Below are 18,605 nucleotides of genomic sequence, written 5' to 3'. Positions count from 1 at the left end.
ATGTCACCCCTCCCCATCCCAAAAGCCGAAGGGCAACCCCGTGAGCGCCATTCGCCCGGCAGCCGTCGTCGTTCTCGCAGCGGGTGAGGGCACCCGTATGAAGTCGGCCACACCCAAGGTCCTGCACGAGATCTGCGGCCGCAGCCTCGTGGGTCATGTGCTGGCCGCCGCGCGTGAGTTGCAGCCCGAGAACCTCGTCGTGGTCGTCGGCCACGCCCGCGAGAAGGTCACCGCGCACCTCGCCGAGGTGGACGCCGAGGTGCGTACGGCCGTGCAGGCGCAGCAGAACGGCACCGGGCACGCCGTACGGATGGCCCTCGAGGAGCTGGGCGGCGCCGTCGACGGGACCGTGGTCGTCGTCTGCGGCGACACCCCGCTGCTGACCGGCGCCACCCTCCAGGCCCTGGCCGCCACCCACTCCGCCGACGGCAACGCCGTGACCGTGCTGACGGCCGAGGTGCCGGACGCGACCGGGTACGGCCGGATCGTGCGGGACGGCGCCTCGGGTGCCGTCACCGCGATCGTCGAGCACAAGGACGCCGACGCGTCCCAGCGGGCGATCCGGGAGATCAACTCCGGGGTGTTCGCCTTCGACGGGCAGTTGCTCGCGGACGCGCTGGGCAAGGTCCGTACGGACAACAGCCAGGGCGAGGAGTACCTGACGGACGTCCTGGGGATCCTGCGGGAGGCGGGCCACCGGGTGGGGGCTTCGGTCGCGGGGGATCACCGCGAGATCGCCGGTATCAACAACCGCGTGCAGCTCGCCGAGGCGCGGCGGATCCTCAACGACCGGCTCCTCACGGACGCGATGCTGGCCGGTGTGACGGTCGTCGATCCGGCGACCACCTGGGTCGATGTCACGGTGAGCTTCGAGCAGGACGCCGTGGTGCACCCGGGCACCCAGCTGCTGGGCGCCACGCATCTCGGTGAGGGCGCGGAGGTGGGCCCGAACTGCCGGCTGACCGACACCCGGGTCGGTGCCGGGGCGCGGGTCGAGGCCACGGTGGCGGACCGGGCCGAGGTGGGCGCGGAGGCGACGGTGGGGCCGTACGCCTATCTGCGGCCGGGGACCCGGCTGGGTGCGAAGGGCAAGATCGGCACGTACGTCGAGACGAAGAACGCCTCGATCGGTGAGGGGACGAAGGTCCCGCATCTGTCGTACGTCGGTGACGCGACGATCGGGGACCACACGAACATCGGTGCCGCCAGTGTCTTCGTGAACTACGACGGGCAGGACAAGCACCACACGACGATCGGGTCGCACTGCCGGACCGGTTCGGACAACATGTTTGTGGCACCTGTCACGATCGGGGACGGGGCGTACACCGCCGCCGGGTCCGTGATCACCAAGGACGTACCGCCCGGTTCGCTGGCCGTGGCCCGTGGTCAGCAGCGGAATATCGAGGGCTGGGTGGCCCGTAAGCGTCCTGGGAGCGCGGCGGCGAAGGCGGCCGAGGCGGCGTCCGGGCGGCCGGAAGACGAAAGCTGACTGGAAACAGGCACGTCGGGGACGGCGTACCGTGATAAGTGCACATCCGCACCTAACCAGCTGAGACGGCCGCTCGCACCCAGTCGGGACGGGCTGGTGCGGCCTCTCGACACCCAGCTGAGACACCTCTGAGGAGACAGTGCTGTGACCGGGATCAAGACGACCGGCGAGAAGAAGATGATGTTCTTCTCCGGCCGCGCCCACCCCGAGCTTGCCGAGGAGGTCGCCCAACAGCTGGGTGTCGGGGTCGTCCCGACGAAGGCCTTCGACTTCGCCAACGGCGAGATCTATGTGCGCTATCAGGAGTCGGCGCGTGGTGCGGACTGCTTCGTGATCCAGAGCCACACGGCTCCGATCAATCAGTGGATCATGGAGCAGCTGATCATGATCGACGCGCTGAAGCGTGCGTCGGCCCGCTCCATCACGGTCATCGTGCCGTTCTACGGTTACGCCCGTCAGGACAAGAAGCACCGCGGCCGTGAACCCATTTCGGCGCGTCTGATCGCGGACCTGATGAAGACGGCGGGTGCCCACCGGATCCTCACGGTCGATCTGCACACGGACCAGATCCAGGGGTTCTTCGACGGTCCGGTGGATCATCTGTTCGCGCTGCCGCTGCTGGCGGACTACGTGGGCCGCAAGGTCGACCGCGCCAAGCTGACGGTGGTCTCGCCGGACGCCGGCCGGGTGCGGGTCGCCGACCGCTGGTGCGACCGTCTGGGCGCGCCGCTGGCGATCGTGCACAAGCGGCGTGACAAGGACGTGGCGAACCAGGTGACCGTCCACGAGGTGGTGGGTGAGGTCAAGGGCCGGGTGTGCGTCCTGGTCGACGACATGATCGACACGGGTGGCACGATCTGCGCCGCGGCCGACGCGCTGTTCGCGCACGGTGCCGAGGACGTCATCGTGACGGCCACGCACGGTGTGCTGTCGGGTCCGGCGGCGGACCGGCTGAAGAACTCCCGGGTGAGCGAGTTCGTGTTCACCAACACGCTGCCGACGCCGGGTGAGCTGGCCGGCGACCTCGACAAGATCACGGTGCTGTCGATCGCGCCGACGATCGCGAGCGCGGTGCGTGAGGTGTTCGAGGACGGTTCGGTGACGAGCCTGTTCGACGAGCAGTGAGCCGCTAGATCGATTTCGTACGGCCTCCCCTGCCGAGTAGACTGCTCAGGTTGCTCGGCGAGGGAGGCCGTTCTCCGTGAGGTGCACTCATGGGGGTTCGGTGATCCGTTATCGACGCGCTCTTCGTAGCAGGCCGTTCGTGGCCGGGTGACCCTGTCCGTTTCTCACCCATACGAGGAGTGATCGTTATGTCCGAGGTGAAGATCTCCGCCGTCACGCGCAGCGAGTTCGGCAAGGGTGCCGCCCGCCGCATCCGCCGTGACAGCAAGGTTCCCGGTGTGCTGTACGGCCACGGTTCCGACCCGCTGCACCTGACCCTGCCGGGCCACGAGCTGCTGCTCGCGCTGCGTACGCCGAACGTCCTGATCGCCCTGGACATCGACGGCAAGACCAACGAGCTGGCGATCCCGAAGTCCGTGCAGCGTGACCCGATCAAGGGCTTCCTGGAGCACGTCGACCTGCAGCTCGTGCAGCGTGGCGAGAAGGTCAACGTCGAGATCTTCGTGCACACCGAGGGCGAGCTGGCCGCCGGTGGCAACCTGCTGGAGCACGTGCTCAACGCGCTGCCGGTCGAGGCCGAGGCCACGCACATCCCCGAGTCGGTCACGGTGTCCATCGAGGGCCTGTCGGCCGGTGACTCCATCCTCGCCAAGGACATCGCCCTGCCGAGCGGTGTGAAGCTCGCCGTCGACGAGGACGCGGTCGTCATCCAGGTCCTGGCCGCGCAGGCGGAGGAGGCCCCGGAGGGCGAGGCCGCCGAGGGCGACGAGACCGCCCAGGCCTGAGCCTGACCTGTTCACTGACCGCAGCAGGCCGACAGCCGCCGTTTCCCCGGAAGCGGCGGCTGTGGCGTATCAAGGAGACATGGACGTGACTTCCGACCCGAGCGCCCCTTGGATCGTCGCCGGTCTCGGCAACCCCGGGCCCGAGTACGCGATGAACCGGCACAACGTCGGGTTCATGGTGGCGGATCTGCTGGCCGAGCGGATCGGGGGGAGGTTCAAGCGGGCCGGGAAGGCGCAGGCGCAGGTCGTGGAGGGGCGGATCGGGCCGCCGGGGCCGCTGAGCCGCCGGGTGATCCTGGTGAAGCCGATGTCGTTCATGAACCTCTCCGGCGGGCCGGTGAACGCGCTCAGGGACTTCTACAAGGTGCCGGTCGCCAACATCGTGGCCGTCCACGACGAGCTGGACATCGACTACGGCACCCTGCGGCTGAAGTTCGGCGGCGGGGACAACGGGCACAACGGTCTGAAGTCGATGACGAAGGTGATGGGCGCCGACTATCACCGGGTGCGGTTCGGGATCGGCCGGCCGCCGGGGCGGATGCCGGTCGCCGACTACGTGCTGAAGGACTTCTCCGCCGCTGAGCGCAAGGAGCTGGACTACTTCGTGGACCGGGCGGCGGACGCGGTGGAGAGCCTGGTCATCGAGGGGCTGGAGCGGGCGCAGGGGACGTACAACTCGTAGCGCCGATTTCTCTGCTCATCGCTCTCCCGCTGGAGTTCCCGGCAAGAGCGACATTGACTTTCAGCAAGGCAATGGCCAAAGATCACGGCCATGCCTACCGCCGTCATGTCCAGCCAGGGCGCCGTCACCGCACTGCGGTTCGGACGCGTCGCGGCCATGGGTACGGTCGCGGCGCTGATCCTGATCGCGGGCGTCTGGGCGTCGTGGGGGACCGCCCAGCACGTGATGCTCACCAAGGGGCGCGAGCGCGGCACCGTCGAGGTGACCCGCTGCGCCGAGGACACCTGCACCGGCCCGTACACCCCCCTCTCCCAGGGCTCGCAGCCCCGCGACCGCGTCGTCATCGAGCACACGGCCGCCGTCCGCAAGGGCAGCACCTACACGGTCATCATCAAACCGGGCTCCGACGACGTGGTCCGCTCCGGCCCGTCCGGCATCCTCTACGCCTGGGTCCCGTTGGGCGGCGCACTGCTGCTGGCCTCGGTCGTGGTGGCGGGCGGACTGCGCCGCACCCGGGCCGCCTGGGCCCTGGCGGGCACCGGAACCGCCTTGCTCACGGCGGCCTTTCTCGCCGTCTGAGCAGTAACCCTGTGAAGAAACCGAGTGTTCTCCCTTCGTGATTGACCTGGAGTCGGGGCCGGCCGGAAGCTGAGCCGCCCCCTCCACTTCCGCCCGTTCCCCCTCACGAAGCTGGACTGCCCATGCGTACCCTCACCCGCGCCGGCGCCCTGTCCGCCGTCGCCTCGGCGGCCCTGTTCCTCGCCCCCGCCGCCCATGCCACCCCGCCCGGGGACAACGGCACCGTGAAGATCCACGACGCCACCACCGACGAGGAGCTGCGCCACAACGAGCCCCGCGTCTGCTCCTTCTACCTCGACGCCTTCGGCTTCGACGGCGGCCAGCAGGTCGGCTGGCACATCGAGTCCTGGGCTCCGACGGCCGGCGTCAAGGGCGAGACCGTGAAGTCCGGCGAGCTCACCCTGGACAGCGAGGGCCACGGCCGCAGCGACGACATGACGCTGCCCGACGGCCACTACAAGCTGTTCTGGACCTTCGAGGGCGAGAAGGGGTCCGCCAAGCACAAGGTCTTCTGGACGGACTGCGAAGAGTCCGAGGAGTCCGAGGAGACCAGGGAACCCGGCAAGCCCGGGCAGTCCGGCATCCCGTCCCCGGACACGAGCGCCACCCCCACCGCCACTCCCACCTCCGGCGCCGAGTCGTCGGCCGCCCCCTCCCCCCAGGGCGGCGGCAGCGGCCCCGAGGGCGACCTCGCCGAGACCGGTAACGGCGCCCCGGTCGGCCTGCTGACCGGCATCGCGGCCACCCTGCTCGCCGCGGGCGGCTACCTCCTCCACCGCCGCCGCTCGGCCTGACCCGCCCCTCCCCAGAACACAGCGGTGCCCCCGAGCCGGTACGAGGCTCGGGGGCACCGCCGTTGTGCGAGGAACCGTCAGCCGGTGTTGCGCAGCCCCGCCGCCACGCCGTTCACCGTCAGCAGCAGCGCCCGGGACAGCAGCGGATCCGCCTGCTCCCCGGCGGCCGCCGCGTCGCGCTGGCGCTTGAGCAGGGCGACCTGGAGGTAGGAGATCGGGTCCAGATAGGCGTCCCGGATCGAGAAGGTCTGCTTCAGCACCGGGGTCGCGTCCAGCAGCTCCGCCTCGCCCGTCACCTTCAGCACCTCGCGCACGGTCAGCTCGTGCTCGGCCTTGATGGTCTCGAACACGTGCTTGAGCTCGTCGGGGACGAGGGTGTCGACGTAGTGCTGGGCGATGCGCAGGTCCGTCTTCGCGAGCGTCATCTCCACGTTGGAGACGAAGTTGCGGAAGAAGTGCCACTGCTCGTGCATCTCGTCGAGCACGGTGCCCAGGCCCGCCTCGCGCAGCGCCTTCAGTCCGCTGCCGACGCCGAACCAGCCGGGGACGATCTGCCGGGACTGGGTCCAGCCGAACACCCACGGAATGGCACGCAGTCCGTCGAGGGAGACACCCGAGCCGGGGCGGCGGGAGGGCCGCGAGCCGAGGTGCAGGTCGGCGAGCTGGTCCACCGGCGTCGACGCGAGGAAGTACGTCGGCAGGTCCGGGTCCTCCACCAGGCGGCGGTAGGCGGCGTGGGCCGCGTCGCTCACCACGTCCATCGCCGCGTCCCAGCGGGCCAGGGCCTCGTCGGACTGGCGGGGGGCGGTGTGCAGGGCGGACGCCTGGAGCGTGGCCGCGACCGTCAGCTCCAGGTTCTCCCGGGCCAGCGACGGCACCAGGTACTTGTCGGAGATGACCTCGCCCTGCTCGGTCACCTTGATCTCGCCCTCCAGGGTGCCCCAGGGCTGGGCGAGGATCGCGTCGTGCGAGGGGCCGCCACCGCGGCCGACGGTGCCGCCGCGGCCGTGGAAGAGCCGCAGCCGTACGCCGTAGCGGTGCGCCACGTCACGCAGCCGCCGCTGCGCCCGGTGGATCTCCCACTGCGAGGTGGTGATGCCGCCGAACTTGGAGGAGTCGGAGTAGCCGAGCATGACCTCCTGAACGTCGCCCCGCAGCGCCACCAGACGCCGGTAGGACGGGTCGGAGAGCATGTCCTCCAGGATCGTGTCGGCGGCCTTGAGCTCGTCCGTCGTCTCCAGCAGCGGCACGATGCCGATCTTCGCCCAGCCGGCGTGCAGATCGATCAGCCCGGCCTCCCGGGCCAGCACGGCGGCGGCGAAGACGTCGTCGGCACCCTGGCACATCGAGATGATGTACGACTCGATGACCTCGGGCCCGAAGACCTCCAGCGCCCGTCTGACGGTCTGGAAGACCCCGAGCGTCTTCTCCCCGGCCGCGTCCACCGGCGCCGGTGAGGGGGCCAGCGGCCGCCGGGACCTGAGCTCCTTGGCGAGCAGCTTGCCCCGGTAGTCGCGCGGCATGTCCGCGTACCGCCAGGACTCCTCGCCAAGCCGGTCGAAGAGCTGGCCGAGGGCGTGGTGGTGGGCGTCGGCGTGCTCGCGGACGTCCATCGTGGCGAGCTGCAGGCCGAACGCGGACAGCGTGCGGATCGTGCGGTTCATCCGGCCGTCGGCGAACAGTCCCCCGCGGTGCTCGCGCAGCGAGGTCTGGATCAGCACCAGGTCGGCCAGCAGCTCGCTGGTGCCCAGGTAGTCGCGGCCCGGCTCGTGCGGGATGCCCTTGGCGAGGCGCTGCTTGGTGTTCTCCAGCTTCTGCCGGATGCAGGTGGCCTTGAGCCGGTAGGGCTCCTCGGCGTTCAGCCGCTTGTAGCGGGGGCTGATCTCCGGCAGGCGCTCCAGGTCCTCGTTCAGCGACTCCAGCAGCTCCTGGGTGGCGCCCGAGTAGCGGATGGAGTTCGACAGGAAGCCGCGCAGCTCGTCGATCATCTCCAGGGCGTCGTTGATGCCGTGCTCGTGCTGGAGGATCAGCACGTCCCAGGTGACCTGGGGGGTGACGTTGGGGTTGCCGTCGCGGTCGCCGCCGATCCAGGTGCCGAAGGTGAGCGGCCGGGTCTCGTCGGGCAGCTTGACCCCGACCCGCTCCAGCTCGGCGGTGAGGTCCTCCAGGACGTCCCCGACGGCGCCGGCGTGCAGCTCGTCGAGGTAGTAGATGGCGTTGCGGGCCTCGTCGGACGGCTCGGGGCGGACGACGCGCAGCTCGTCGGTCTGCCAGATGAGGTCGATGTTCTCCGCCAGACGGGTGTCGTAGCGGCGGCGGTCGGACTCGATGACCGGGGTCTCCAGCAGGGCGGCGATGCGCCGGAGCTTGTTCAGCACCGAGCGGCGCGCGGCCTCGGTGGGGTGGGCGGTGAAGACCGGGCGGACGTTGAGGTTCTTCACCGTCGCCCGCAGGTGCTCGGGGTCGGCGTCCTTCAGCCGGTCGGCCGTGCGGGCCAGCAGACCGCCCTCGGCGGCGCGCTTGGCGCGCAGCTCCCGGCCGCGGTGCACCTGCTCGGTGACGTTGGCGAGGTGGAAGTAGGTGGAGAAGGCGCGGACCAGCTTGGCCGCGGTGTCCAGTTCGGTGCCGCGCAGCAGCTCCGCCGCGGCCTCGCCGTCCTCGCGGGTGAGTCGGCGGACCCTCTCGACCAGCTCGAGAAGTTCCGGACCCTCCTGCCGGACGAGAGTCTCGCCCAGGAGATCGCCCAGCCGCCTGATGTCGGCGCGCAGCTCGGTGCTGGTCGACGTGGTGCTCGTAGTCAGGTCGTCGGCACTGCTCACAGATGCGGCTCCTTGCAGTGTTGAAGCTCGTCCGGGAGGGAACCCGTCAGCATGTCCCGCGCGGCGGCTGCCGCATCCGGGACGGAGATCCGGGAAAAATTCAGAGCGGACCGCGCTGTCCGACCGACTCCAAGGATAGGTGGCCGTGCGGACGCGCAGACTCTCGGGCTCTTGCCGCCGGGCGACGCGCTGCCATACTTACGACGCCGTAGGTTACGGAACCGTAAGGACCGTTGTAACGGAACCAGGGAACGGTTCCCGGAACCACCCGGCATCAGCCTCACCACCCACGACCCCACAGGGGACGCCCATGTCCACGAGCTCCGATGTGATCGAAGACGCCCCGCAGGCGAACGACGACACCCCCGTACCCCCCGCCACGCTGGGCGGCGAGAAGAAGGGGTCGCTCGAACAGTTCGCGCTGCTCCTCTTCATCGTCGTCCCGTTCCTGGCACTGGCCGCCGCGGTGCCGCTGGCCTGGGGCTGGGGTGTGAGCTGGCTCGACCTCGGTCTGCTGATCTTCTTCTACTACTTCGCCTGCCACGGTGTGACGATCGGTTACCACCGCTACTTCACCCACGGCTCCTTCAAGGCCAAGCGCCCGCTGCGCATCGCGCTCGCCATCGCCGGCTCGATGGCGGTCGAGGGCCCGCTGGTCCGCTGGGTCGCCGACCACCGCAAGCACCACAAGTTCTCCGACGCGGAGGGCGACCCGCACTCCCCGTGGCGCTACGGGGAGACCCTTCCGGCGCTGATGAAGGGCCTGTGGTGGGCGCACATCGGCTGGATGTTCGACGAGGAGCGCACCCCGCAGGAGAAGTACGCCCCCGACCTGATCAAGGACCGGGCGATCCGCACGATCTCCCGGCACTTCCTCTACTGGACGATCCTGTCGCTGGCCCTGCCCGCCCTGATCGGCGGCCTGGTGACGATGTCCTGGTGGGGCGCGTTCACGGGCTTCTTCTGGGGCTCGCTGGTCCGGGTGGCGCTGCTGCACCACGTGACCTGGTCGATCAACTCCATCTGCCACGCGGTCGGCAAGCGGCCCTTCAAGTCGCGGGACCGCTCGGGCAACGTGTGGTGGCTGGCGGTCCTGTCCTGCGGCGAGTCCTGGCACAACCTGCACCACGCCGACCCGACCTCGGCGCGGCACGGAGTGATGCGCGGGCAGGTGGACTCCTCCGCGCGGCTCATCCGCTGGTTCGAGCAGGCGGGCTGGGCGTTCGACGTCCGCTGGCCGTCACGCTCGCGTATCGATTCCCGCCGGAACGCCGCGGATGACGGCTCCCGGCGGGGGGCGGATGCCGCCAAGGCGGCATGATTGACGCTGTGGCGACCGACTCCAGCAATACCCCGAGCAACGAGAAGCCGCGGCGCGCGCGCCGTACCCGGATGACCGGTGCGGAGCGTCGCCAGCAACTGCTGGAGATCGGTCGCACCCTCTTCGCCGAGAAGGGCTTCGAGGCCACGTCGGTGGAGGAGATCGCGGCGAAGGCCGGGGTCTCCAAGCCGGTGGTGTACGAGCACTTCGGCGGCAAGGAGGGCCTGTACGCGGTGGTGGTGGACCGTGAGATGCGCCGCCTGCTGGACATGGTCACCAGTTCCCTGACGGCGGGCCACCCCAGGGAACTGTGCGAACAGGCGGCGTTCGCCCTCCTGGACTACATCGAGGAGTACACGGACGGCTTCCGCATCCTGGTCCGCGACTCCCCCATCCCCCAGTCCACGGGCTCCTTCGCCTCCCTGATCTCGGACATCGCCACCCAGGTGGAGGACATCCTCGGCCGGGAGTTCAAGAGCCGGGGCTTCGACCCCAAACTGGCCCCCCTCTACGCCCAGGCCCTGGTCGGCATGGTCGCCCTGACCGGCCAGTGGTGGCTGGATGTGCGCCGCCCGAAGAAGGCGGAGGTGGCGGCCCATCTGGTGAACCTGGCCTGGCACGGCCTGGACGGCTTGGAGGCCAAGCCCCACCTGATAGGCCGCCGCAAGGCCTAGACCCCGCCGAGGTGCAGCTGGACGCTCCCGGCCCGGAACCAGCAGCCCCCTCGGGCGGCGAGCGCCGCGGGCTCGGGGATCTCGGTCATGCCGAGGGCACCGGTGTAGTACGCCCGCAGCCGTTCCTCGAAGCCGGGTGGCGCGGCGAGCTGGACATGGTCGACGGCGGTGATCACCGGGCCTCCTTGCGGGCCACGGCGAAGATCCGGCGGAACGGGAACAGCGTGCCGTGCGGCCCCGCCGGATAGGCCGCGCGCAGGGCCGCCCGGTACTCGGCGAGGAGCGCCTCCGTGGCCTCGGGATCATCGGCGAGAGCCGTCAGCACGGGCCTGAGACCGGTGCCCTTCACCCAGTCCAGGACCGGGTCCTCGCCGGACAGGAGAGGAATGTACGTCGTCTCCCAGGCGTCGACCGTGCAGCCGAGGGCGGTCAGCCGCTCCAGGTAGGCCGCGGGCGTGAGCACCGCGTCACCGTGGCGCAGGGTGCCGTCCAGGCCGTGCCGGTCGGCCAGCTCACGCATCAGACGGTGGCTCGGGGAGTCGAAGTTCCCGGGGACCTGGAAAGCGAAGGTGCCACCGGGCGCGAGTGCGTCGATCCAGTCGCCGAAGCGGTCCGCGTGGCCGGGGATCCACTGCAGAGCAGCATTGCTGACGATGAGGTCGTACGGCTCCGTGGGCGTCCAGGTCCGGATGTCGGCGTGGGCGAAGTCGAGGCGGGGGCCTGCGTGGGCCCGGGCGTGGGCGAGCATCTCCGGGGAGTTGTCGTAGCCGGTGACGCGGGCGGTGGGCCAGCGCTCGGTGAGGACGGCGGTGACGTTGCCCGGTCCGCACCCGAGGTCGGCGATGCGGGGGGCGTCGCCGGGCAGGTCGGTGACCTGGGCGAGCAGATCGGCGAAGGGGCGGGCGCGGTGGCCGGCGTGACGCAGGTACTGCGCGGGGTCCCAGGTAGGGGCGGCGGCAGCGGACATGGCGGGGCCTCCTGTCTGTCGTACTCCAGCCTGCACCGGAGGTATCTTGACGTCAAGAGACTTCACGTCGACACAACCACTACACTGATCGTCATGGAGGACGAGGTCGATCGGCTGGTCGCGGCGTGGCGTCGGGAGCGCCCGGACCTCGACGTGGAACCGCTGGAAGTGCTCAGCCGTGTCAGCAGGCTGGCCCGGCACCTGGACCGGGCGCGTCGGCTGGCCTTCGCCGAGCACAGCCTGGAGCCGTGGGAGTTCGATGTGCTCACCGCGCTCAGGCGCGCGGGCACGCCGTATCAGCTCTCCCCCGGCCAGTTGCTGACGCAGACCCTGGTGACCTCCGGCACGATGACCAACCGCATCGACCGGCTGGCGAAGAAGGGCCTGGTGGAGCGGCTCCCCGACCCCAGCGACCGCCGGGGCGTACTGGTCCGGCTCACCGACGAGGGCCGCGACCGGGCGGACCAGGCCCTGGCCGGCCTGCTGGACCAGGAGCGCGCCATCCTCGCAGAGCTCTCCCGAGCCCAGCGAGGTGAACTGGCGGGGCTGCTGCGCCAGTTGACGGCCCCGTTCGACAACATCCCGGGCTAGACGCTCCGCTGGAAGAGCCGCGCACAATGTGGGGCCGCCGTGGCAGTGCGCGGCCGAACCGCACTCCGCCAGCCGCGCCCCGAACCCACCACATCCCCGGCCGGACGCTCCTCGGCAACAGCCGCGATACAGCGCGGCCGCCATAGCTGCCCGCGCCCGCGCGGCCTCACCCCACCCACCACAACCCGCGCCCACCACATCCCCGGTCAGAGGCTCCCCGACGCGGTGTGCCGCTGCCATGGCCGGGCGCGTCGGGGCGGCGGAGGCGCACATCGTCACAGCCCCGCGCTCCGGCCCGTCACGCCAGTTGACCGCCCCGTGCCACCACATCCGCCGTCAGGTCCACCGGGCCCACCCCCGCGCGGCGGGCGAGCGCGACCGCGGCCAGGGTGCTGTGGACGCCCAGTTTGCCCAGGACGTTCTGCATGTGGGTGCGGACGGTGTGCGGGGACAGGTACAGGCGCTCGGCGACCGCCTTGCGCCCCAGGCCCGCCACCATGCACCGCAGGACCTCCCGCTCGCGCGGGGTCAGCGACTCCACCAGCCGCTCGCTCTCGGTGCGGTGCTTGCGCGCGGCCGTCAACTCGCGCAGCACGCCGGTGAGCAGGGCCGGCGGAAGATGCGTCTCCTCGCGCAGCACCCCGCGGATGACGGTCAGCAGCCGGGACAGCGAGCAGTCCTTGGCCACCCACCCCGACGCCCCGGCCTGGAGCGCCAGCGCCGCCCGCCGCGGGTCGTCCTTCTCGGCGAGCACCACGATCCGCACACCGGGCTGCGCGGTCCGCACCCCGGCGACCAGGGAGATGCCGTCGACCAGACCGTCCTCCCCCACCTCCTGGACCGGCACGGCGGGCCGTATGCCCGGTGCCACGCCCCCCAGATCGGCGTCGACGAGCAGGACGTCGTACCGGCGCCCCTCGGCGGCGGCGCGCTCCAGGCTGCGCAGCGCGGCCGGACCGCTGCCCGCGGCGGAGACGTCGACGTCGGGCTCGGCGGCCAGGGCGGCGGCGAGCGACTCGGCGAAGATACGGTGGTCGTCGACGACCAGGACTCGGATGCGAACCACTGATACCCCCACTGGTCCGGAGTACGAAGACCGGCGCGGGTACGACACCCAGGGGTGGTCGCAGAGCCGCACGGCCGCCGCCGTGCAGAAACTGTTACCCCCATCGCGGGCGTCGTACCCGACTGTCTCGCCCCCTGATCAGCACCGGCCCCCACCGGCGCTGTTCATCAGAGTACGGGCGGGGGCCGGGAGCGGAAGGCAATTTGCAGAACTGGCCCGTTCACACGTTTATGGTGAGCCGCATGTTCCGAATGGTGACAGAAGTCGACAAAGAGCGGCGCGATCTTCTTCGCGCCCGGCTGCGGGAGACCAACACCGCGGCCTCCCCGGTCATCAACGCGCTGCGCGGAACCCCCGGTGAGCGTGAACTGCCGCTCCACATCTGGATGCTGGACAGCGAGGGCGGCCTGGCCGGCGGCCTCGTCGGGCACACCTGGGCGACCTGGCTCCATGTGACGTACCTCTGGGTCGACGCACGGCATCGCGGGGCGGGGCTCGGTTCGCGGCTGCTCGCCGAGGCGGAGCGGCTGGCGCGCGAGGAGCGGGGCTGTGCCGCCGTACGCCTGGAGACCTGGGACTTCCAGGCGCCGGAGTTCTACCGGCGGCTGGGGTACGAGGTGGTGTGCGTGATCCCCGACTATCCGCCGGGGATCACGGAGTTCACGCTGGTCAAGCGGCTGGGCTGAGGCGGCGGGCGCCCGCCGCGGGCACCGCCTCGAAGACGCGCGGGGCCGTGAAGGCGGCTGCCGCGAACGCCTCCTGGACCGCCTTGGTGATGGTGTCCACGTCCGCCGCCTCGGCCAGCACGATCGCCGAGCCGCCGAAGCCGCCGCCGGTCATCCGGGCGCCCAGGGCGCCGGCCGCGAGGGCGGTGTCGACGACCAGGTCCAGCTCGGGGCAGGAGATCCGGAAGTCGTCGCGCAGCGAGGCGTGGCCCGCCACCAGCACCGGCCCGATCGCACGGGTGTCGCCGGACTCCAGCAGCGACACGACGCGCTCCACCCGCTGGTTCTCCGTCACGATGTGCCGGACCAGGCGGACGATCTCCTCCTCGTCGCCGAGGCGTTCCAGCGCCGCGTCCAGCCCGTCGTACGGCACGTCCCTGAGCGCGTCGACGCCGAGCAGTGCCGCACCCTTCTCGCAGCCCGCGCGGCGCTTGCCGTACTCGCCCTCGTTGTGGGCGTGCTTGACGCGGGTGTCGACCACGAGCAGGCGCATGCCCTCGGCCGCCAGGTCGAAGGGGATCTGCTTCTGGGCGAGGTCCCGGGTGTCGAGGAACAGCGCGTGTCCCTCCTCGCAGCAGGCCGAGGCCGTCTGGTCCATGATCCCGGTGGGGGCGCCGACGTAGACGTTCTCGGCGCGCTGGCACAGCCGGGCCAGCTGCCACCGCGGGAGCCTGAGGTCGTACAGGTCGTTGAGCGCCAGGGCGATCACGACCTCCAGGGCCGCCGAGGAGGACAGGCCCGCGCCCGCCGGGACCGTCGAGGCGAGGTGGACGTCCGCGCCGGTGACCGGGTGCCCGGCCTCGCGCAGGGCCCAGACGACCCCGGCCGGGTACGCCGTCCAGTTCCGGTCGCTCTCCGGCGCGAGGTCGGCCAGGCGCAGCTCCACCACTCCGCCGTCGATGTCCGCCGAGTGCAGGCGCAGGACGCCGTCCGTGCGCCGGGAGACGGCCGCGACGGCCGTGTGCGGCAGCGCGAAGGGCATCACGAAGCCGTCGTTGTAGTCGGTGTGCTCACCGATGAGGTTGACGCGGCCGGGCGCCGACCAGACTCCTTCCGGGCCGGTTCCGTAGAGCTCGACGAAACGGTCCCGCACCTGCTGCCCCACTACTGCTCCCTTGTGATCTTCTGCGCGAACTCCCAGGCGTCCGCGACGATCCCCGCGAGGTCGGCGCGCGACGGGTTCCAGCCCAGCTTCTCCCGGGCGGTGGCGGCGGACGCCACCAGGACCGCCGGGTCGCCGCCCCGGCGCGGGGCCACGATCTCGGGGATCGGGTGCCCCGTCACCTTGCGGACCGTCTCGATGACCTCGCGCACCGAGAAGCCGTTGCCGTTGCCGAGGTTGCAGATCAGGTGCTCGCCGGGCCGGGCGGCCCGGACGGCGAGCAGGTGGGCGTCGGCCAGGTCCGCGACGTGGATGTAGTCCCGCACGCAGGTGCCGTCCGGCGTCGGATAGTCGTCGCCGAAGACCGAGATGGCGTCCCGGCGGCCCTGTGCCACCTGGAGGACCAGCGGGATCAGGTGCGACTCGGGGTCGTGGCGCTCGCCGAACTCGCCGTAGGCGCCCGCCACGTTGAAGTAGCGCAGCGACACCGCGGCCAGGCCGTGGGCGACCGCCTCACTGGTGATCATGTGGTCGACGGCGAGCTTCGAGGCGCCGTACGGGTTGGTCGGCTCGGTCGCCGCGGTCTCGGTGATCGGGACCTGCGCCGGCTCGCCGTAGGTGGCCGCCGTGGAGGAGAAGACCAGCTTGCGCACGCCCGCCTCGCGCATGGCACCGAGCAGGGCCATGCTGCCGCCGACGTTGTTCTCCCAGTACTTCTCCGGCCGTACGACCGACTCGCCGACCTGGGAGGAGGCCGCGAAGTGCAGCACGGCCTCGTAGGAGGGGTCCAGCCACTTGCCGGCGTCGCGGATGTCGCCCTCGACGAAGACGGCGCCCGCGGGCACGCCCTCACGGAAACCGGTGGAGAGGTCGTCGAGCACGGTGACCTCGTGGCCCGCCTCCAGCAGATGCTGGGCGACCACACTGCCGACGTAACCCGCGCCACCGGTGACCAGGTACTTCATGAACTCGCTACCTCTCGCAGTCGCTCGGCCGCGCGCTCCGGCGGCACGTCGTTGATGAACACGCTCATGCCGGACTCGGAACCCGCGAGAAACTTCAGCTTGCCGGAGGTGCGGCGGATGGTGAAAAGCTCGAGGTGCAGCGCGAAGTCGTCGCGGACGACACCGTCGAACTCCTCCAGCGCGCCGAACGGCGCCTGGTGCCAGGCGGCGATGTAGGGCGTCACAGGCTCCGCCTCACCGAAGATCCGGTCGAAGCGCTTCAAGAGTTCCAGATAAACCTGGGGGAATTCTGAGCGCGCGTCCTCGTCGAGCCCCAGCAGATCCGGCACCCGGCGGCGCGGGTACAGGTGGACCTCGTACGGCCAGTGCGCGGTGTAGGGCACGAAGGCGACCCAGTGTTCACTCGCGAGGACTACGCGCTCGTCGGCGAGTTCACGCTCCAGGACGGCGTCGAAGAGGTTCTGGCCGCCGGTGGCCTCCTTGTGCTGGGCGACCTGGCGCAGCATCAGCGCGGTGCGTGGGGTGGTGAAGGGGTAGGCGTAGATCTGCCCGTGCGGATGCCCGAGGGTCACCCCGATCTCGGCGCCACGGTTCTCGAAGCAGAACACCTGCTCGACGGAGGGCAGATGGGACAGCTCCGAGGTGCGGTCGGTCCAGGCGTCCAGCACGAGACGCGCCTGCTCCTCGGTGAGTTCGGCGAAGGAGGCGTTGTGGTCGGAGGTGAAGCAGACCACCTCGCAGCGGCCGGAGTCACCGGCCAGCGAGGGGAAACGGTTCTCGAACACCACGACGTCGTAGGAGGAGTCCGGGATCTCGCTGAGCCGGTCGCCCTGCGAGGGGCACAGCGGGCACTCGTCGGCCGGCGGGTGGTAGGTGCGGCCCTGCCGGTGCGAGGCGATGGCGACCGCGTCGCCGAGCAGCGGATCGCGCCGGACCTCGGAGGTGGTGACGGTGCGCTCCAACGGCCGCCGGTCCACCGCGTCCCGCACGCCGTCGTCGCGCAGGTCGTAGTAGATCAGCTCGCGACCGTCGGCCAGTCGGGTCGAGGTCTTCTTCACGCCGGACTCCCTATTCGAGCCACACACTCATCAAACAGAACTCAACACATCGAAACACGACTCCCCTCAACCGTCAACATCACAATCCAACAAAGACGACCATCCGAAGTGTTCAATTACTGAACGCGGAGGCGTAGGTTCCGCTACGGATCAGTTCGCGCAACGAAGCGAGTACGCATGGAAACCCCCACATATTTGGCCGCCGAGCTACGGCTCCCCACCAACTGGCTCGACTACACGATCCTCGGCATCTACTTCGTCGTCGTCCTGGGCATCGGCTTCGCGGCCCGCCGCTCGGTGAAGACGAGCCTCGACTTCTTCCTCTCGGGGCGCTCCCTGCCCGCCTGGATCACCGGTCTGGCGTTCATCTCCGCCAACCTCGCCGCCACCGAGATCCTCGGCATGGCCGCCAACAGCGCGCAGTACGGTGCCTACACCGTGCACTGGTACTGGATCGGCGCCATCCCCGCGATGGTGTTCCTGGGCCTGGTGATGATGCCCTTCTACTACACCAGCAGAGTGCGTTCGGTCCCCGAGATGCTGCTGCTGCGCTTCGACAAGTGGGCGCATCTGCTGAGTTCGGCTCTGTTCGCTTTCGCCGCCATCCTGATCTCCGGCGTGAACCTGTACGCCCTCGCCATCGTGGTCGAGGCGCTGCTGGGCTGGCCGCAGTGGGTGGCGATCGTGGTCGCCGGTGCCTTCGTGCTGGCGTACATCACGCTGGGCGGTCTGTCGTCGGCGATCTACAACGAGGTGCTGCAGTTCTTCGTGATCCTCGCGGCGCTCATCCCGCTCGTCGTGCTGAGCCTGAAGAAGGCGGGCGGCTGGGACGGCCTGACCGACACGCTCACCAAGTCCCAGGGCGCGGACTTCACCACCGCCTGGGGCGGCACCGGCATCGGCAGCGACAACCCGCTGGGCGCCAACTGGCTGACGATCGTGCTGGGTCTCGGCTTCGTGCTGTCCTTCGGCTACTGGACGACGAACTTCGCGGAGGTCCAGCGCGCGCTGTCGGCAAAGAACCTCAGCGCGGCCCAGCGCACCCCGCTGATCGCCGCGTTCCCGAAGATCTTCATCGTCTTCCTGGTGATGATCCCCGGGCTCGCGGCGGCGGCCCTGGTCCCGGGCTTCGGCACGGCGGAGTCGGGCTACCAGTACAACGACGCCATCCCGTACCTGATGGAACAGCTGCTGCCCAACGGCGTGCTGGGCATCGCGGTGACCGGCCTGCTGGCGGCCTTCATGGCGGGCATGGCGGCCAACGTCTCGTCCTTCAACACGGTGTTCACCAACGACATCTGGGCGCGGTACGTGGTCAAGGGCCGCGAGGACGGCTACTACGTCGGCTTCGGCCGCCTGATCACGGTGATCGGCGTCTGCGCGTCGGTGGGCACGGCGTTCCTGGCCTCGTCCTTCTCGAACATCATGAGCTACCTCCAGACCCTGTTCTCCTTCTTCAACGTGCCGATGTTCGTCGTCTTCATCGTCGGCATGTTCTGGAAGCGGGCGTCCGCGAAGTCCGGCTTCTGGGGCCTGCTCGCGGGCACGCTCGCCGCGATGGTGAACTACTTCTGGATCTACAAGCAGGGCATCGTCGACATCCCCACCGACCAGGGCGCCAACTTCGTCTCGGCGATCGTCGGCTTCGTGGCCGGCGGGGTCGTCATGGTCGCCGTCTCGATGTTCACCGCCCCGAAGCCGGCGGAGGAACTCGCGGGCCTGGTCTACGGCACCCGCTCGCCCGGCATGTCCGAGGCACCGGCCGAGGGCGACGACGCCTGGTACCGCAAGCCGGCCCTGCTGGGCTGGGGCGCGATCGTGCTCGCGGCCGCCTGCTACATCCCGTTCTCGTTCTGACGCGGG

17 protein-coding genes and 1 pseudogene are annotated in these 18,605 nt (G+C 70.2%); 11 read left to right on the top strand and 7 right to left on the bottom strand.

Annotated features, from left to right (window positions below; genetic code table 11):
- The first annotated feature begins 40 nt into the window (after positions 1-40).
- The 6 genes from glmU (at position 41) to ACFYW5_RS19840 (ending at position 5,454) form a co-directional block, all read left to right on the top strand.
- Positions 41-1,489, top strand: coding sequence for a bifunctional UDP-N-acetylglucosamine diphosphorylase/glucosamine-1-phosphate N-acetyltransferase GlmU (glmU, locus tag ACFYW5_RS19865; RefSeq protein WP_389418322.1), 1,449 nt, complete (start codon positions 41-43; stop codon positions 1,487-1,489).
- 144 nt (positions 1,490-1,633) lie between these two features.
- The gene (locus ACFYW5_RS19860) at positions 1,634-2,614 is read left to right on the top strand and encodes a ribose-phosphate diphosphokinase (protein ID WP_389418321.1); all 981 of its coding nucleotides are present in this window, start codon (positions 1,634-1,636) and stop codon (positions 2,612-2,614) included.
- 188 nt (positions 2,615-2,802) lie between these two features.
- Positions 2,803-3,399 (top strand): 50S ribosomal protein L25/general stress protein Ctc, encoded by a 597-nt coding sequence (locus tag ACFYW5_RS19855; protein ID WP_389418320.1) that lies wholly within the window; start codon positions 2,803-2,805, stop codon positions 3,397-3,399.
- 79 nt (positions 3,400-3,478) lie between these two features.
- The gene (gene pth / locus ACFYW5_RS19850) at positions 3,479-4,081 is read left to right on the top strand and encodes an aminoacyl-tRNA hydrolase (protein ID WP_389418319.1); all 603 of its coding nucleotides are present in this window, start codon (positions 3,479-3,481) and stop codon (positions 4,079-4,081) included.
- A gap of 90 nt (positions 4,082-4,171) precedes the next feature.
- Positions 4,172-4,660 carry a hypothetical protein gene (locus tag ACFYW5_RS19845; RefSeq protein WP_389418318.1) on the top strand — a complete coding sequence of 163 codons (489 nt, stop codon included), beginning with the start codon at positions 4,172-4,174 and terminating at the stop codon, positions 4,658-4,660.
- Between the two features lie 122 nt (positions 4,661-4,782).
- A complete protein-coding gene (locus ACFYW5_RS19840; protein ID WP_389418317.1) occupies positions 4,783-5,454 on the top strand; it encodes an LPXTG cell wall anchor domain-containing protein in 672 nt (223 codons plus the stop codon).
- Between the two features lie 77 nt (positions 5,455-5,531).
- Here ACFYW5_RS19840 and ppc read toward each other — a convergent pair whose 3' ends face one another.
- Entirely contained in the window at positions 5,532-8,273 is a 2,742-nt protein-coding gene (ppc, locus tag ACFYW5_RS19835; protein WP_389418316.1) for a phosphoenolpyruvate carboxylase, read from the bottom strand.
- A gap of 310 nt (positions 8,274-8,583) precedes the next feature.
- Between ppc and ACFYW5_RS19830 the strand changes: the two genes are divergently transcribed.
- Both ACFYW5_RS19830 and ACFYW5_RS19825 read left to right on the top strand, forming a co-directional pair.
- On the top strand, positions 8,584-9,594 hold the full coding sequence (locus tag ACFYW5_RS19830) for an acyl-CoA desaturase (RefSeq protein ID WP_389418315.1): 1,011 nt from the start codon (positions 8,584-8,586) through the stop codon (positions 9,592-9,594).
- A complete protein-coding gene (locus tag ACFYW5_RS19825; RefSeq protein WP_389418314.1) occupies positions 9,591-10,268 on the top strand; it encodes a TetR family transcriptional regulator in 678 nt (225 codons plus the stop codon). The genes ACFYW5_RS19830 and ACFYW5_RS19825 overlap by 4 nt, the downstream gene beginning before the upstream one ends.
- A gap of 5 nt (positions 10,269-10,273) precedes the next feature.
- Here ACFYW5_RS19825 and ACFYW5_RS19820 read toward each other — a convergent pair.
- Together ACFYW5_RS19820 and ACFYW5_RS19815 are read right to left on the bottom strand one after the other, a co-directional pair.
- Positions 10,274-10,444 (bottom strand): annotated as a pseudogene (locus tag ACFYW5_RS19820) (glyoxalase); the annotation flags it as partial.
- On the bottom strand, positions 10,441-11,235 hold the full coding sequence (locus ACFYW5_RS19815; RefSeq protein ID WP_389418313.1) for a trans-aconitate 2-methyltransferase: 795 nt from the start codon (positions 11,233-11,235) through the stop codon (positions 10,441-10,443). The pseudogene ACFYW5_RS19820 and the gene ACFYW5_RS19815, both read right to left, overlap by 4 nt.
- 93 nt (positions 11,236-11,328) lie before the next feature.
- Here ACFYW5_RS19815 and tamR point away from each other — a divergent pair, with 93 nt between their 5' ends.
- Positions 11,329-11,826 carry a MarR family transcriptional regulator TamR gene (tamR, locus tag ACFYW5_RS19810; RefSeq protein ID WP_030941878.1) on the top strand — a complete coding sequence of 166 codons (498 nt, stop codon included), beginning with the start codon at positions 11,329-11,331 and terminating at the stop codon, positions 11,824-11,826.
- 298 nt (positions 11,827-12,124) lie between these two features.
- Here tamR and ACFYW5_RS19805 read toward each other — a convergent pair whose 3' ends face one another.
- Positions 12,125-12,892 carry a LuxR C-terminal-related transcriptional regulator gene (locus ACFYW5_RS19805; protein WP_389418312.1) on the bottom strand — a complete coding sequence of 256 codons (768 nt, stop codon included), beginning with the start codon at positions 12,890-12,892 and terminating at the stop codon, positions 12,125-12,127.
- Positions 12,893-13,122: 230 nt separating this feature from the next.
- Here ACFYW5_RS19805 and ACFYW5_RS19800 point away from each other — a divergent pair, with 230 nt between their 5' ends.
- A complete protein-coding gene (locus ACFYW5_RS19800) occupies positions 13,123-13,578 on the top strand; it encodes a GNAT family N-acetyltransferase (protein WP_389418311.1) in 456 nt (151 codons plus the stop codon).
- Here ACFYW5_RS19800 and galK read toward each other — a convergent pair.
- From galK to galT, 3 genes are read right to left on the bottom strand one after another with little or no spacing between them, the layout of a single operon-like run.
- The gene (gene galK / locus ACFYW5_RS19795; RefSeq protein WP_389418310.1) at positions 13,562-14,722 is read right to left on the bottom strand and encodes a galactokinase; all 1,161 of its coding nucleotides are present in this window, start codon (positions 14,720-14,722) and stop codon (positions 13,562-13,564) included. The genes ACFYW5_RS19800 and galK overlap by 17 nt on opposite strands.
- Positions 14,722-15,684, bottom strand: a complete 963-nt coding sequence (gene galE / locus ACFYW5_RS19790; protein ID WP_389418309.1) for a UDP-glucose 4-epimerase GalE — start codon at positions 15,682-15,684, stop codon at positions 14,722-14,724. The genes galK and galE overlap by 1 nt, the downstream gene beginning before the upstream one ends.
- Positions 15,681-16,742, bottom strand: coding sequence for a galactose-1-phosphate uridylyltransferase (gene galT / locus ACFYW5_RS19785; protein WP_389418308.1), 1,062 nt, complete (start codon positions 16,740-16,742; stop codon positions 15,681-15,683). The genes galE and galT overlap by 4 nt, the downstream gene beginning before the upstream one ends.
- A gap of 177 nt (positions 16,743-16,919) precedes the next feature.
- Between galT and ACFYW5_RS19780 the strand changes: the two genes are divergently transcribed.
- Positions 16,920-18,599 carry a sodium:solute symporter family protein gene (locus ACFYW5_RS19780; protein ID WP_389418307.1) on the top strand — a complete coding sequence of 560 codons (1,680 nt, stop codon included), beginning with the start codon at positions 16,920-16,922 and terminating at the stop codon, positions 18,597-18,599.
- Positions 18,600-18,605 lie beyond the last annotated feature (6 nt).

The sequence above is a fragment of the Streptomyces sp. NPDC002779 genome (assembly GCF_042888685.1).
In the GTDB taxonomy this organism is placed as follows: domain Bacteria; phylum Actinomycetota; class Actinomycetes; order Streptomycetales; family Streptomycetaceae; genus Streptomyces.
This window is presented reverse-complemented; position numbering and strand designations above follow the sequence as displayed.